The sequence below is a fragment of the Paenibacillus germinis genome (genome assembly GCF_013141785.1).
GTDB lineage: Bacteria > Bacillota > Bacilli > Paenibacillales > NBRC-103111 > Paenibacillus_E > Paenibacillus_E phytorum.
Window position 1 is genome coordinate 21648 of record NZ_WHOC01000133.1, and the last position, 16947, is coordinate 38594.

Sequence of the window (16947 nt, forward strand, 5' to 3'; positions counted from 1 at the left end):
CGTGTCACAATTTTTGCGCGAAGGTGTTGCTCCGAATAAAGAATCGGACTACTTTCCTTCAAAAAAAAACAACCGCACCTTTTACGGCGCGGTTATTAGAGCGATCGGAATCCAATTTCAATTTTTACCTCTGAATCGTCCGAACGCGTTCAGGAGTAATGTCTCTTGAACGCGTTGGGAACAGCATTATTTGGACCAGACTGCCATTATGGCATAGGCATCTGTTGTCAAGACTTGCTTCGCATAGGCTGAAATTTCACCCTGCTTCGCTTTATCGATTTGCTTCAGAACATCTTGCATATGCTTAATCGCCTGATCATTATGCCCCTTGCTTAATTGGTCTAGGGACTGAGTAAATTTGTTTGTGATTTGAGTCGTGAGCGATCCATTTATTTCACCAGATGCTACAAATTTTGCGATCAGTTGCTGCAAAGCACTTACGTTAGTCGTAACGTTCACGCTAATCGTGGTTATCTTACTATTTCCAGCTCGATCCGTAACAACAGTTTGAATCACATGGTTCCCTAATTGACCTTCCCAATTCACAATATTCTGTGTCGTTGAAGTCACTACTCCATCGATGGTCATCGATTGTGAGGCTACACCGGACAATGGATCTTCCGATTGGATAATTAGGGTTAGCAATTGATTGTCTTGGAATGTTGCCCCATTCTCCAACGGGTTACCATTTGCAGTGAGCACCGTTGTCGGTGATGTCCGATCGATATTGACTGTAATCGATTTGGGAGCTTCAACATTTCCAGCGCTGTCCGTCGATCGATACTGCAGCTGATAAATTCCTTCGCTGAGTAAGAGTGGAGCCGTATAAGGCACGAATCCATAGGTCGATTGCAAGACGCTCGGACCCTGGATGACGTTCAGTGAATATTCTGTAGAAGCTGGACCGGAATTATCGTCTTGAGATTCAAGTTTTACAGTAACATCAGAAGTATACCAATCGCCAGAGCCTTTCACTCCGTCCAAAACGGCTGCTGTTGACGGAGGCATGCCATCAGGTGTTCCAATCTTTTCATCGGAATTACTGCTTTCTTCACCTGCGTTATAGGCGCTGATGGCGAAATAATAGGTTACTCCATTTTGAAGTCCTTCAATGGTTATGCTGGAAACATGGCCAGCATCGACCGATGACGTATACACACCGCTAGCTGTTCCGTATTTGACTTTATAACCAGTTGCTCCAGAAGATTGCATCCAATTCAAGGTAAGCTTTCCGTTGCCGGATACGATGTTGTCCAGAATCGGCGTTGCCGGAGGAGCAGACTCGCGGATCACGGTCAACGTATAGGTTTTCGTCGTTAAGTCTTGAGCTGTCACTACAATGTTGATCGTATTGCTGCCTTCATTCAGAATGATCGGTCCGCTTGCTTCTCCGCTCGCAACCTCCTGTCCGCCCACCGTCAACGTTGCATGGGTATCGTCAACTGACGCTGTCACGGAAATGTTGTTCACATTATTTGTTACATTGGCTGTATACGAAGTCGTCCCCGCTGCAAATGCCGGATTCAACTGTCCGCCCGACAGACTCAGCCCTCTCAGATCTGCGTTGTTAGAAGGCAGGCTGATCGGTGATGTAAGCGTCATATCAACGATTGCAACATCTCCCATCGGCACAATCACATTCGAGCGTGATGCGTCCATGTACCCCGCTTTACTTGCCGTTACGGTATAGCCAGAACCTGAAGGTATATCAGATATGGTATATGTTCCATCCACTGTTGTATCAACTGAACCATACACGGAACCGGTAACAAATGCTGTCACGGTTGCACCTGATACTGGCATATTATTGCTGTCTACTACCTTGCCTCTAATGCTTCCTGGTGCCGTATATTCCACTACCGGCCAGTATTGTGACATGCTATTTTCCTTAGTCGCAAACTGACTATCTGAAGATCCGCCTCTCAGGAGTGCATTCGTTAATTTTATGGATATGTTTTTATCTTGGCTTGCAAGTGCACTCTTGGCCATATTCGTCACATCAATGACAAATGCAGTGTTAAGCACTGGCATAATAGGACTTGCATTCAATTTGGCCCCAATAACGGAAGGCTTGTTGTTCCAAGTTAGGGCAGACTCGCTCCAATTATTCTGAACTTGCTCGACATTAATCCCAGGAGATACAGAACCAGCCGTCGTTGGGTATAGCTTAATTTTTGCACTGGTCATATTGGCTGGTATACGATCCAAGTTAAATTTATAGAAAGCCTCACGGCTATAGCCTGGTGCATCCCACTTGACCATAGTTGTTGAATCAGTGCCAAAGTTCGTACTTGCTGACCCACCGTCACGTACATATGCATCCGCTGCTGCAACGATAGACATCGCATTCAATGATGCAGCGCTAACGGGTGCGCTCCAATCCGTTGTCTCTGCAGCATTCTTTGCCCTTACCCTATAGGTATGCGTAGAATTTAGAGCCAGCCCGGAATGCATGTAAGGGGCGATCGCAGGAGTTACCACTTGGCCATCTACTTCCAGGTCATATCCGGTTGCTAAATCCGTCTCATCCCAGCTTACGCTAATCTGGGACGGGCTTAAAGCAGTCGCTTTTAATCCTGTAGGTACGGCCAAAGGAGGCGCTACGGGTACAACATCAAGTGCAAAGTCATCCATGACAAAGTCAATCATTCCTCCCCCGTTCTTAATAAAAGAAACGTAGGCATCCTCATAGTTACCAGTTAAAAATGTCTTAGTAAATGTTGAATATGCGGAGCCATTGACTGATGAAGGAATTGGTACATTGGTCAAAGTGATTGCACCGTTGTTTCCTTTGACAGCAACGGAATAGGCTCCACCGTTTATCGGGTCAAGCAGATAATTAAAGCTCATCTTATACAGGGTATTGGGCTGCAGCTTGACGTTGTACGGCACAGTCCTCATATATTCGCCTGTTTCAGTTGAAGTGGTCTGCCTCATCTTCAATGAGTAATTACCATTGATCGTATCGGTCGTAAAACCGCTATGAAGCTCCGATCTGTGAATGCGTCCGACCAGCTTGGTCTGTACAAAAGGTCCTATGCCTTCGTCATTGCTCTCAAAGTCTTCGAAGAAGTAGTGACTGCCAAATGGCGTGGTATTCATTTCTACAATACGCACGTCATCAAGGTACATATAAGATGTAGTAGTCCCTGCATTTGCCTTGAAGTAAATGTCTGCACTAGTATGATTGGCTGGAACGGTAAATTCCAACTTGATTCTCTGCATGTTATTACGACCATACCTTAGCGTGTTATAATACTGGTTTGTAAGTTCCGATTTTTCCATAGTGTTAGTAACTTCAAATCCACCATAGTTGTTGACACCGATCGTTCCAGTCCTTCCATTAACCTCCATCCAAGCAGAAAGCTGGTAAGATTTGCCCGGGGTCAGCCCAGTTATGGTCTGGCTTAATGTCGCATCCGCACCGTTGTTTCCGTTCACATTCAGATAGGTCTCACCAAGGCTGTTGTTCGTTATATGAATATGGTTTGTGCTGCCTCCAGTAGACGATGTGGTCCATGCCGAGGTCGCAGGCGATAAGTCGTGGCTGTCGAAACCAGGATCCTTCACAAATCCGCCTGCTCCCCAAGTCATGACAGGGTTGGTTTGTTCACCTTTGTAGATGACATAGGGCGTATTCGCTGTTGCGTCGATCGTTACTTGACCATTCGTTACATTGAGGTCCTTCACAAATGTTTTGCCCGTATCGGATAATTGATACAGCTTCACCGTTCTCATCCCGGACCAACTGCCCGGAAGGTCCCAGGTCGTGCTTCCTCCGGCCGTGTTAAAGTGGTAGATCTTGGTCTCATTCTGGGGATCCCAGGGGATGAACACTTTGGCACTTACGTTGCTTATGTTATAGGTTGAAGTATCATAATTGTTCTGATAAGCAGCAATCTTTTTATTGTCCTTGTATAACTCAACTACCGGATTAGGCTCAGGCGTCGTTTCTTTGACATATACATTGTTAGTGAAATCGATCCTGTTGTCCGTCCACTTCATAATGTCAAAGTTCTGCATATACTTCATCAGCAGATTGTTGGTGTAGAATATTTTCATTTGGCTTACCAAGCCGGTATTATTACCTTGATCGTCGTTGCCGTCGTCCCCGTAACCCATGGAGCCTGCATGCCTTGATTTCAGCAGCATAGGGTTGAAACCGAAGGAATCTGCAACCCCGTTCTTCATAAACCTGACTACCTGGCTCTTCATCTGCGGCACATGATTCCATACCGCATAGTCTTCAAGTGCGCCCTGGAATTCCGTACCCACAGCCCAACCGTTTTTATTTAATTCTGTTCCCAGCTTCCACTCTGGATATCCCTGAAAATAATACACATCAACATAAACCCACTTCAGGCCTGGAACATTTGATTTAAGCTCTGCGAGCCTGTCAGCCAATCCATGACTCCCCAAATTGGTGGCATCTTTGTACTGGTCAATAAGGTACGCCTGGTCCAGTGAATTCCAACCGGCTGCGTGCGGCTGTCTGAGAAGATCTTCACTGTAGTATTGCGCTTCCGGATAAGCCTCGGTAGCATTGATATGTACCCCTACGCTTGTGTTATATTTAGCAGCCTCATTCACAAAATAATTAAGATCAGTCAGACCCCCTGCTCTCTTATTGATGTTGACTCCGTAGTCAGGGTGATTTGAATCATGGCCTTCAGCCTGATGTCCCTTATATTCCAAGAACTGTCCGAAGCCGTCAGTATACAGGTTTATCTTCTTGACCATATCCAATGTCCTCAGGAAGGGCCACTGGGCAAGACTTCCACGGGTATATGCAATACCGGCAAAGCTCTTTTTAATTGTGTCTGCACCGTATGGGATTTTCATGATCTGCCTGTATGCAGTGGCGCCATCCTGCCAGTCTACTGTACTGTCATTATTTACATCTGGTGTAATGGCGATTTTAGCATATGGCAATTCCATAATCTCCGTTGGCACTTCCCTGTACGTCCAAGCATTGTTCCATGCGCCCATCCTCTTATATGAGGTCTTACTCATCGTCTGGTAGTAGTATCTGGTTTCAAACTTGTCGCCCAGAATCTTGCTCCCTGTGGTCGGCGTCGTATTAATGGCGTTATTATACAGAGTTGCTGCAAGCTTGTCGGTATTCAAAATAAGATACGATTTTGCCACCGGGTTTGCGTCAACTGCCTTGGTAGATAAGGCGTTGTACTCTTCCTTGGAATTGTCTGTATAATTGACCGATCCCTTGACGTCAACCCCTGTTTCCTGTGCACCCGCCTGATCATCACGGATAGATATCAAGTTTTGGTTGGGAATTTCAAAGGTCATTACTTTCGTCGCGCCGCTTTCGGCAATATCACTTACTTTGAATTCGACTATGTTGTCGATAACCTTGAAATACATAGTCATTGTTACCCCTATACTTGAAATGTTCAGTATATAGGTTATCGTGTCTCCTGTTTTAACACTAGTTACCGTTGGTGTGTAAGTTGTACCGTTGATTTTAACCTGATTCATCGTGTCTTCATTTCCGTAAAATACGGCATTTTGAGACGCACCAGCCCCCAACCACTGGTATTGAATAATCTTGGGAAATGTGTCGTCCACTGTCACGCTCAAACTAGTTGACTGAATGGCAGTCTGACTTGCTGCCAGCACTGTCGTCTCGCCAAGAAACGATAGATTACCGAATGAGTAAAACTGTGCCAAGAAAAACAAAATCGCGAGCATAATCTTACATTTTTTGCCTAACCTCTTTTGAATTAATTTACTCATTTTTGACATAATAAAATACCTCCTTGCTCCTCATTAATTTTTATTGCGTTGTCGCAAACGAGGCAAAGCCATAAGCATTCGGTTTGCCCGTTCCATCGGGATCGTTTTTCGTAAACGCTTCCACAACGCAAAATTTCTAATCGAACTATACAATCAATCAGTTGTAGCCTACAAGGCGCAATTATTGCGAAGCTCCTTTCACATCTTTATTCTTTTGGAAAAAAGTCGCATTCATTAGCTTCTATTTCGAATGCAAGAATATGCACATTACGTCATAGCTCATCAGCACGTCCCAAACATCCGGATCGATTTCATGCAATGTAACGACACCGCTGATGCCGGCATTGTTAAATAGAACGTCGATACTGCCAAATTCAGCAATAGCCACTTCTACCAGCACCTTCCCCATCCATCAATTTGTAATTTTATTCCATATTAACCAATCATCTGCCGACCCTTAAAATGCGTATTCTATCGCACTATACGTCTGATCATGTGTCTAGTTCAAGGGGCAATTGTTGCGCAATTGGCTGAGCAGGCAGATACCCTCGTCGCTCGTGTCACATTTCTTGCGCTAAGGCGTTGCTCCGAACAAAGAATGGGACTGCCTTTCCAATCGTCACACGATTGAATAAAGTATTAATCCTCTGAAATAAGGTAATAAATGAATCATCAGCAAGCGGAGGAGATGTGGGATGTTGCGTTTTCAGTCATTCATAAAAAACATTCTACTTAGAGCACATAAAAATGAGCAGCATGCAAGTTACATACCTAATAATGACTCCATACATTCATCCCTTACGAAAAATATTGCTTTTCTGGATACTCTTTTCAGCGAGACTCCTGACCTGATTGTACGGTTTATTGAAATCAAACAGACAGGTGGGCAAGGTGCATTAATTTATCTTGATGGACTGGTAGATAAAAATGCTATAAATAACAATGTATTGCGTCCGCTCCTATATGAAACTCGGGAAGCTGGATCAGATATAACGGTATCAGTAGGCCATGTAAAACCAGTAACTACTTGGTCACAAATTGAAAGTGCCATATTCCAAGGTTATAGCATTTTACTTGTTGATAACCGAACAGAAGCACTTCTTTTTAAGACACAAGGGTGGCCACAAAGAGCGATCGAAGATCCTAATCTTGAAACTTCATTAAAAGGAGCACATCTCGGGTTTGTCGAAACCAGCAGTCAAAGCATCGCTTTAATTCGCCTGCATATTCCTGATAGTGACTTGAAAATAAAGGAGTTAATAGTTGGTCGAAGAGGGAAAACCAAAATATCAATCGTGTATTTAGAGGACATCGTCCTTCCAGAATTGTTGCAAGAGTTGGAAGACCGCATCACTAAATTGGATGTTGATGCGATTATCAGTTCCGGTGAATTAGCTGAATTAATTCAAGACAACCCATCTTCTCCTTTTCCACAATTTTTGAGTACCGCGCGGCCAGACTTCGCGGCCTCCCAAATTTTGCAAGGACGATTGGCTGTGGTTGTCGATCGTTCCCCAAACGTGCTGTTAGGTCCAGCAACGTTTACAATGTTCTTTCAGAATGTAGACGATTATAGTACGCAGTGGCTCGTTGCTTCTTTTATACGGTTACAGCGATATTTGGGCTTTTTAGTTGCCGTGTTTTTGCCTGCGTTCTACATCGCCCTTATATCCTTTAACTACGAACTCATTCCTTTGAAGTTGCTTTTGTCGATAGGCGAGTCGAGAGGACGCGTTCCATTTCCGCCGCTGATAGAAGCCATTATGATGGAGCTTGCCATTGAGATGATGAGGGAAGCAGGGTTAAGGCTTCCAGCACCGATTGGTCAAACAGTCGGAATCGTCGGGGGCATTGTTATCGGTCAGGCCGCTGTACAGGCAGGAATTGTTAGCAATATCATGGTGATAGTCGTTGCTATCACCGCCATCGCTTCTTTTATTCTTCCGAATTATGACATGGCATCTAGCTTCCGATTAATTCGCTTTCCGATGATGATCATAGCTTCGCAGCTTGGAATTTATGGTATTATCATTGGACTCTTAATCTTGATCGCACATCTTATTTCACTTGAATCGCTTGGTACCCCGTTCGGCAGCCCGTTCGCTCCCATGAACTATTCGAGTTTGAAAGATACGCTCATCCGTTTTCCTTTGAGCAAAATTACCAGAAGACCAAAGAGTACGCGTGCGATTCAATCTATGGATTTGGAAAATAGACGTCCAGAGGATAACTGACAATGAAGAAATACAAAGTGAATGAGATTACCACCACGCAGTATATATTTTTGATACATGGCACGCAGATTGGCGTCGGTATGCTGCAGCTCCCGCGAATTCTAGCCGAGACGGCTGGAACCGATGGATGGATTTCCATACTGATCTCATGGATCATTTCCACAATTGTTGGTTTGATTGTCATCCAAATTATGAAAATAAATCCTGAAAAATCATTCCCCGAACTACTTAAACATTACTTCGGGAAGTGGCTGGGCATTGTTCTTACAATTACTTTCATCCTTTTTTTCACCGTTACTGCGATTACTGAATTACTAAGATCAATGCTGTTTATCAAAGCATGGCTATTACCGGGAACATCCGATTATATTATTCTCGCTTCGTATGTTATCCCGGGTTATATGATTGCTCGTGGTGGAATTCGCATCATCGGCCGATATGCGGAATTGGCGTTTTTCCTAACCTTAGTGATACCGCTGCTTTATCTGATTCAATTAAAGGACGGAGATTGGCACTATTTGCTTCCATTCTTCAAAGAAGGCATAGAACCCATTTTAGAAGCGACATTAACTACCTCCTATCAATTTTTTGGTTCAGAAATCGCATTTCTCCTCTATCCGATGCTGCAAAGAAAGCAATATGCCTCTATCGGCATGGTTGCGGGAAATACGCTTACGATGCTCGCCTACTTGCTGGCGACACTTGTCTGCTTCATCTATTTTAGCCCGGACGAAATCACTAGATACAATGAGCCGTCGGTTAGCGTAGTAAAAACGCTCGAATTTCGTTTTATTCAACGACTGGAGATTCTCTTGTTCGCGGTTTATCTGCTTGCTATATTAAGAACGTGGATGAACTTTACATGGGCAGCAACTTTCAGCACATGGCAACTCATGGGGAAGTCGGTTTATACTAGATGTTTACAGCTTTTTTTGATCATGATCGTACTGTACACGGTATTTTTCAGTCATACCTTCAGCCAAAACGAATCGCTGCAAATGTGGACAGGAAAAGCAAGTCTATTCATTTCGTATCTATTTCCAATATGCCTATATGGTTATGTGTTTGTTTATGAACGTTTTCGGAGGTCATACTTCACATGAAAAATAAGCTTAGAATCTTATTAGCAGCAGTACTTATCGCAGTGCTTCCAGGCTGCAGCGAAGCTGTAGATTTGGAAAATTTAACCCTCGGATTGGTCGCTGGCGCAGATCTTGACAAGAATAATCAGCTTCTCATTTACTTCTCAAGTCCATTGTTTAACGGTACTTCAAAAAATAGCACGCTAAATATAGAAAGTGATAAGAAAACATTTAGGACTGCAAGAGCGGATTTCGATTCCATAGCCACCGGTTTGGCTGTTGGCGGGAAAACCCAGGTATTCTTGATTGGAAAACGGCTCTTGCAGCATGGAGATTGGTTTCCTTTGTTAGATGTGAATTTCCGTGACGCCAAAAATACTCTCAGTACGAGGATGGTTGCCGTAGACGGAGAAGTATCTGAACTCTTACAAAATATCCCTAAGGATACGCCTACTTCTCTTTTCTTGGACAATTTAATCGATTCCAATGAAATCAGAAACGAAACGGTGAAAACAAATATGCAGCAACTTGACAAGCAAATGTTTGAGAAAGGGATTACCCCTTACATCTCACTAATTAGCTTAGAGAACGGAAGAATCAAACTCGCAGGTACGGCGCTTCTTGATAAAAAGGGAAAGCTTGTAATGACTATGGATCAAAAGGAAACCATGCTATTACGTTTATTGCAACGCAGCTCAAAAGGGCAAAAAGGATTTTCGGTCTCTATTCCTGGCGAGGAGAAAAGCGATATATACGATAGTAACAGCCTAAGTCTCAGTATCAATAAAGTTAAAAACAAGATGAAAACCGGTTACCGTGACGGTAAATTTGAATTCGATATCAAGCTGAATATGTCCGTATCCTTGAAGGAACGATTATTTCCATATGACATGAGAAAGAACAGCGAGAAGCTTGAACAGCAAATCCAAGAACAGATTAAAAAGCAATTTGAGGAACTCATAAAAAAGTGTCAAAAGAAGCAAATCGATCCTTTCGGTTTAGGGCAATACGCTCGTGCTTTTCAATATAAAAATTGGAAACAAGTAGAAGATCACTGGGTAGAAGCGTTCTCTGAAGCTGATGTTCACTTATCTGTGAAAACGAATATTAAATATATGGGGCCAGTTAAATGATCGCTAATTCTGACGACAATGGGATTACATGTTATCTGCTAATTCTCATTGTCCACACAGAAGCATTGACAGGAAACTTTGCCTTTAGAGTGATTCTATAAAGAAAATCGCCCCATACAGCCTGTAATTTTTCATCGATCAGAGTGATTTCTTCGAAACAAGCAATCAGTTGACTTCCGTCATAATCGATCCATAATTGCTCGCCTGCCGCATTCCGCAGTAGGATCGTTCCTGTATTTTCAATTTGAGGCATGCACGGGGTTATCAAATTCAGTTGAATAGCATCGGTTTCTTGACTGAGTTCAAAATCATCCACGATCTCGATATATGCTTCTTCATTTCGATGAAAGTTGAACGTGCGTTTCCAAGAACCCAATCCTGCCTCTTGGGGATAAGCACCGGCAATGTTCATCGAGAGTTTGGCCAATTCATCTTCGTTCCGGTAGCTTACTTCACTTGCTTTGAAGGCACTTCCCGCCTGCTGCTGAATCCCGTTTACTAGGGGTATATTGTGGTAGGCGGACTGCATCGTCCAAATTTCGTACCGCTGTGAACTAAACGTCTTGGCGGTATACGTTTCGACACCGATATCAATAAGAAAAGGGCTCCCGTCCGAATATACAAGGAAATGGCCAATATCATTATGATTATGGCTCTCATCGTTATTGCCCCCTTTAACGGCCAGATACAAACCACGGCTGGAGCCTTCTTGTTCCCTTGCTGTCATAACTTCGATACTGTTCAGCCATGCATCGCGAACAAATGGTGGTGTTTCTTTTTCCCCCATAATCTTGTCATCCAGAAAAAAGGAAGGTATCATGCGATGCAGCGTCAACCATCTAGAGAGCGGCGGTTTGTTCGTTTGGTACGCAGATGACGCTAATCTCACCAATTGCCGATCCCCAATCCGGGATCCGTATCGGTACGCGATATCAGCTGCTATTTCAAATTTTGCGCTGCTATCGGCAAAGTTGACAAAGTTGGTATCGTCAATGTGAACTCTGTATAAGTAGCGTCCGATTTCTTTAATCAATGGCTCATTATACAAGTTTATCTTGCCTTGGGAAGCTTCGTAAAGCAGTTCTAAGCTGTCAAACAATGCCCCGCCGGCACGATCCCAGTAAACCGGACCTTCATCGCATCCACCGTCCGTACTGCAATCGCCGATATACCGATCAAGTGTGCGCATGACCTTTTCTATTGCCCGATAACGACGCTCATCGCTGCTCTCTAGCAAAAGGAAAGCAGAAAGAGAGTTGGAGTTGATCCACGGATTCCAGTTGTTCATTTTACGGTTCGTTTGCAGCCCCATCCACCACAAGTCGTTGCGTTCCAGATACGGATCAAAAATCCGGCGCTTCATTTCCATACGAATTCGACTGCATATATTGGGACTAACTGCATCTAGCGGTTTTTGCAAAAGGTAATGTGTTGTTGACATTAAACTGGCCGTCTCCGAAGCAAACAAATCGATGTATTGGTCGGAAATATTAGGTATACAGTCAGATGAGCTTGCTTTGGAAATTACCATATGAGCGGGAATTACCCAGGAGGATTCTTCGCAAATGGTCCATATCCCATTCATGATCTGATCGGTAAAGCGGCCTGCTCCCTCCATACATTCTGCAAGGACTAAGGAAGCCAAGGCAATCCTGCGTTCCTCGTATTTGTTCTGAAATCGGACAACATTTCCATTTCTTGAATATTGCATGTAATCTACAGCCGTAATTGCCGGCCATGAAAAGCCAAGGTGAGTTTCTCCCTTAGAAATCCAATGTTTTTGGATGGAACTAGGAATTAAATCCCATATTTCTCTATTCTCAACCTTTGGGTAAGGATTATAGTTTTCATAAGGAGTTATTAGTCTGGAAATATCATTCGCATATCGTTCCACAAACATATTCTTCACTCTTCCTTTGAGATTCAAATTATACGCATCCAAATAAAAACGGGAGGCACGGTAAACACCGCACCCTCCCCTAAAACATCAAACGCTGTATAGTACTTATTTGCCGCTAGTTTTCGCTTTATAGGCGTCGTTCACTTCTTTGGCGAGCTTCTGGAAGGAAGCATCGTCAAGCATCGATTTGACGAATTTATCCCAGTCATCCAAACTATTTTTGCCTACAATTGTATTGATTTCGTTATCGTAAATTTTCTTGAGGAAGTCAGCACCCTTCTCTGCATTTGTTGGCGTATTAATCCCTGTTGCTGGATCCAGAATAGAATTCTTGTTAATGCTGTCAACGAGATCGTGATCATATTTAATGATTTCAGGTGACATATCTCCATGCTCGGCTCTTGCATATTTGTTAAAGTAGCTAGGAATCCATTGACCCGGGTTTGGATACTGATTCGCCTTACCGCTATCTGTTTGAACGACAATCGTTGGAATGCTAGTATCTGTATAGTCTTTATCCTTGACGCCATAATTGATTTGTTTCCAACCTTCCAGCGTGTTGCCGTAATCCATGAGCTCTAAAATTTTCTTCATTTTGTCCTCAGGAACTTTCTTGTTGATCATCAATTGCCCGAAATTCCCTGAACTACGTTCATAGTAATGTTTGCCATCCGGGGCAACAGGAAGCTCATAAGCTACAGCATCTGCTTTGGGATTCGTCTTCTGCAGTTCTTTAATAATGTTTGGAGAATTGTAAATGTCGACAATGTTTCCGATGTACATACCGATTTTACCCTGGATGAACATATCCTTTAACTGCTGTGCTTTCATGACCGGGTAATCAGGTACAATTAAGCCTTCCTTGAATGCTTTGCTCCAATAAGTAAGAGCTGTTTTCATTTGTGGTGTTGTGAATGCCGGAATCAATTTATCTGAGCTGTCCTTCGCCCATCCTTGCGAAATACCCCCGGCCGTAGAGGAACCGAACATCGAAAATAAGTAAGTTTGAGGCCCAGGAGTAGAATACGCTGCAAAACCGTAAGTATCAGGCTTGCCATCGCCATCCGGATCGTTCTTGGTAAACGCCTCCATGACTTTATACATGTCGTCCGTTGTCTTGGGTACCTGCAAGCCTAATTTATCGAGCCAGTCTTTACGAATAATCAATGACTCATGACCATCCTGCGGTCTGACTCGCGGTACACCCATCGTTTTGCCGTTAAATGAGAGAGCGCTATAAATACCTGCGTCAATTTTGGATAAATTCGGGTAGTTTTTGATATAAGGCGTCAAATCCCAAAAAGCACCTTGCTGAAGCGCTTGCGTCCAATTTTGCTTCGTTATGTCCCAAACGACCGTCAAATCCGGCAAGTCGTTGGACGAGAGCATGACGTTGACTTTATCGTCGTAGTTATTAGAAGGGACATATGAAGCGTTGATTTTAACATTTAACTTCTGATTTACCTGTTGAATGCTTTCCAAATCGTTCTTTGGTACATCATTATATGTAGGTGCGATAATGGTAATTTCCGTTGGAGCTTTTGGCGCCTCGGATTTTGCAGGCTGATCTGAGTCTGCTGGTTTTGCAGTGTTGCTGCCGCACGCAGTTGTAAACATCATTAAAGCCGCTGCTGCCGCAAGACCTGTCATCTTGAAATGTTTTTTCATTTGATTGTTGCCTCCTCTAATTTTACTTCCCTATGTAGCAAACCCAATACCCACCTTTTATATCACTCAATCTTGCCATTTCTTAAAACCAGGCATCACTCCTTTCAAGTGCTAATCCATATCTCTTAACCTTTGACTGAGCCGAGCGTTAAGCCTTTCACAAAATATTTCTGAAGAAACGGATACACCATCACGATCGGAACTGCGGCAAGCACAACAGCCGCCATTTTCACCGTTTCCGCCGGTACAACTATGCCTGATGCTTCATCAGCCGGTGCCGAGCTTGCGGACAGCATTTGCTGTAAGACGACTTGAAGCGGACGTAAGCTTTCCTTATTGATGTAAAGAACTCCGTTGAAGTACGTGTTCCAATAGGAAACACCATAAAACAAACTAAATGCAGCGATAACCGGAAGTGAGATGGGGAGTATGATTCTGAAAAAAATCCCTATATCCGAGCAGCCATCGATTTTCCCCGATTCTTCAAGCTCCGCTGGTACATCTTGGAAGAAACTTTTCATTAGCAGCACATAGAAGGCAGTTGCCAAACCAGGCAGCACTAACGCCCAAAAGCTATTAAGGAGTCCCAAGGATTTAATCAATAAATAGTTAGGCATAATTCCAGGATTGAATAACATTGTGAATAAAATACCAGTCAAGATAAAGTTGCGACCTTTTAGTCTCCTACGTGATAAACCATACGCTAATCCAGATGTTACCAACAATGCACAGCTCGTGCCAACAATCGTCAGCATCACCGTAATGAAAAATGAATTACTAAATTGGTTGGATGACATGATATATTGGTACGACACTAAACTCCATGATTTTGGAAACAGCATGACCGGTGTTGACATAAATTCATGAGGATCTGTGAAGGACACAATTGTGATATAAATGAACGGCAATATTGTAGATATGGAAAATAACAGTAGTGTCATATAGATAAAGCCATCTAACCATTTGGAGGAACGATCCATGTTAATATACCCCTTCTTCGCCCATTTTCTTAGCTAATCGATTGGCAGCTACAACCAAAATGAAGCCAACAATCGATTTGAACATTCCTGCAGCGATAGCGAAGCTGAATCGGCCTTGCTGAACACCAACGCGATAGGCATATGTATCGAATACATCGCCGATGCTCTCCACCGGAGCACTGCTCATCAGGTAGATCTGCTCGAAACCCACATCCATCACCGTTCCCAATCGCAAAATGAGCAGTACAACAATCGTCGACTTAATCCCCGGGAGGGTAATATAAAGCAGTTGCTTCCATCGGCTTGCACCATCAATTTGAGCTGCTTCATATTGTTCAGGATTGATACTGGTCAGCGCCGCCAAGAAAATAATTGTTCCGTATCCTGCATCCTTCCAAATACTTTGTGAGGTCAGCAAAATCCAAAATGTGTTGGCATTCGTTAGGAAATCAACTTTCGTTCCACCCGCATCTACAATTAACCCGTTAACAACTCCAGATGACTTGCTTAGTAAAATGAAGCAAATCCCCGCGATGACGACCCATGAAACAAAGTGGGGCAAATAAATCGCCGTCTGCACGAATTTCTTGAACCGTACGCGTCGTACTTCATTGAGCATTAAGGCCAAAATGATCGGCGCCGGGAAGAAGAACAGGATGTTCAAGAAACTAATCGCTAAAGTATTCCGCAGCAGCTTAAAGAAATCAGGATTCGTTAGGAAATCACTGAAATATTTGAAGCCTACCCATTCGCTTTTCCAGAATCCGAGGAATGGAGAATAGTTTTGAAAGGCTAATGATAAGCCCCACATCGGTCCGTATTTGAAAATAAGAAAAAACAAAATGCCTGGCATCATAAGTAGATATAAATACTTGTCTCTTTTTAGGGCTGCGCCCCAATCCTTGAAGAATAAAGTCATTTTTCGTCACCTCTTGTTGCGGCTTGCGCAGATTTCATAGTCGCAATATACGATTGATCCGCTGTATCTTACAAGGCGCAATTGTTGCGCGGAGTTATCGATGCGCGTCTATTGATGCTTACAAGGCACTTTGTCGCATATCTTGCGATAAGGGTGATGTCCTTACAAAGAATGAGACTCTTGTCAGTCACCGCTTTAACATGACAAAAAGGTATGTTTTCAGGGATTCCCCTCGCTAACATACCTGAGTTATAGAACGCAGCCATCAAGACCCTGAATTTCTTTTCAAACCTTCGCAGCATACGTCTAAAGGGATAATGACTATAGAGAGAGGATATTCTTCAAATTATTGAAGCTGGTCGCCAAGCATTCAAATGGATCTCGGCCATAACAGTCGTCTTGTTCAACCGGAGCCCATTCTACCCCAACGCTTGTACATGCTTCCAAAATTCGAGAGTAATTCATATTACCTTCACCAATCTCAGCAAATCGCTGCTCCATATCACTCATTACTGCAAAATCTTTCAAATGAACGAGTTTCATTCTACCTTTCAATTTGTTTATCCATTCTATCGGATTTGCTCCTCCAGATTGAACCCAGTAGAGATCAAGTAAGAATTCGAAGTCTTCGGGGTCTGTCTCCTCCATGAGGATTTCCAACCCGGTTTTCCCATCGAATTTCGCGAACTCAAAAGAATGGTTGTGATAAAAGAATTGCAATCCTGCCTGTTTTAATTTTCTTCCAATTTCCGATGCTTCTTTAGCAAAAGTCACATATCCTTCTTTGCTGCTGCGATTTCCCGCTGGCATACCTCCTAATCCCACATATTTGCAATCCCATATCTTATGCTTTTCAATAACAGCATCCAAGTTACTGGTTAAATCCGCATATGGAATGTGGGTCGCACAGATCGTCAGTTGCTCCCGGTCTACAATTTCTTTCAATTCCTTATTATCGATAGGACCTATTCCTGAAACTTGAATGGCATTATAGCCGATTTGTTTGACCTTACTAAGACTGATAGATATATCCTCGGGAGTTTTTAGAAAATCCCTTAATGTATAGAGCTGTGCTGCTATTTTCATTTCATTCACTCGCTTTCATAGAATATTGAAACACCATAAATATGAGAAATCACCTTACGACTAACCCCACATCGACCCTAGAGCAGATTTCATATTCGTAATATATGATCAGTCGGTTGTATCAAACAAGACGCAATTATTGCTCGGAGCTATCGACGCGCGTCTATTGATGCTTAAGAGGTACTTTGTCG

At 43.2% G+C, this 16947-nt stretch carries 10 protein-coding genes; 3 read left to right on the plus strand and 7 right to left on the minus strand.

Annotated features, from left to right (window positions below; genetic code table 11):
* Nucleotides 1-186: 186 nt before the first annotated feature.
* Together GC102_RS23765 and GC102_RS23770 are read right to left on the minus strand one after the other, a co-directional pair.
* Nucleotides 187-5763, minus strand: coding sequence for an endo-alpha-N-acetylgalactosaminidase family protein (locus tag GC102_RS23765; protein ID WP_171691689.1), 5577 nt, complete (start codon nucleotides 5761-5763; stop codon nucleotides 187-189).
* A 232-nt stretch (nucleotides 5764-5995) separates the two neighbouring features.
* Entirely contained in the window at nucleotides 5996-6154 is a 159-nt protein-coding gene (locus GC102_RS23770; protein ID WP_312883369.1) for an SDR family NAD(P)-dependent oxidoreductase, read from the minus strand.
* A 295-nt stretch (nucleotides 6155-6449) separates the two neighbouring features.
* Here GC102_RS23770 and GC102_RS23775 point away from each other — a divergent pair, with 295 nt between their 5' ends.
* From GC102_RS23775 to GC102_RS23785, 3 genes are read left to right on the plus strand one after another with little or no spacing between them, the layout of a single operon-like run.
* Nucleotides 6450-7988, plus strand: a complete 1539-nt coding sequence (locus GC102_RS23775) for a spore germination protein (RefSeq protein WP_171691691.1) — start codon at nucleotides 6450-6452, stop codon at nucleotides 7986-7988.
* Nucleotides 7989-7990: 2 nt separating this feature from the next.
* The gene (locus tag GC102_RS23780) at nucleotides 7991-9091 is read left to right on the plus strand and encodes a GerAB/ArcD/ProY family transporter (protein WP_171691692.1); all 1101 of its coding nucleotides are present in this window, start codon (nucleotides 7991-7993) and stop codon (nucleotides 9089-9091) included.
* Nucleotides 9088-10203 (plus strand): Ger(x)C family spore germination protein, encoded by a 1116-nt coding sequence (locus tag GC102_RS23785; protein WP_171691693.1) that lies wholly within the window; start codon nucleotides 9088-9090, stop codon nucleotides 10201-10203. The genes GC102_RS23780 and GC102_RS23785 overlap by 4 nt, the downstream gene beginning before the upstream one ends.
* 31 nt (nucleotides 10204-10234) lie before the next feature.
* Here GC102_RS23785 and GC102_RS23790 read toward each other — a convergent pair whose 3' ends face one another.
* From GC102_RS23790 to GC102_RS23810, 5 genes are all read right to left on the minus strand, one after another.
* Entirely contained in the window at nucleotides 10235-12103 is a 1869-nt protein-coding gene (locus tag GC102_RS23790; protein WP_171691694.1) for a heparinase II/III domain-containing protein, read from the minus strand.
* Nucleotides 12104-12208: 105 nt separating this feature from the next.
* On the minus strand, nucleotides 12209-13771 hold the full coding sequence (locus GC102_RS23795; protein WP_171691695.1) for an extracellular solute-binding protein: 1563 nt from the start codon (nucleotides 13769-13771) through the stop codon (nucleotides 12209-12211).
* Between the two features lie 125 nt (nucleotides 13772-13896).
* Complete coding sequence (locus tag GC102_RS23800; protein ID WP_171691696.1) at nucleotides 13897-14751, minus strand: carbohydrate ABC transporter permease; 855 nt, start codon at nucleotides 14749-14751, stop codon at nucleotides 13897-13899.
* Nucleotide 14752: 1 nt separating this feature from the next.
* Nucleotides 14753-15670: an ABC transporter permease gene (locus GC102_RS23805; protein WP_171691697.1), complete on the minus strand. Its 918-nt coding sequence runs from the start codon at nucleotides 15668-15670 to the stop codon at nucleotides 14753-14755.
* A 321-nt stretch (nucleotides 15671-15991) separates the two neighbouring features.
* Nucleotides 15992-16756: a sugar phosphate isomerase/epimerase family protein gene (locus GC102_RS23810; protein WP_216628144.1), complete on the minus strand. Its 765-nt coding sequence runs from the start codon at nucleotides 16754-16756 to the stop codon at nucleotides 15992-15994.
* Between the last annotated feature and the right edge of the window lie 191 nt (nucleotides 16757-16947).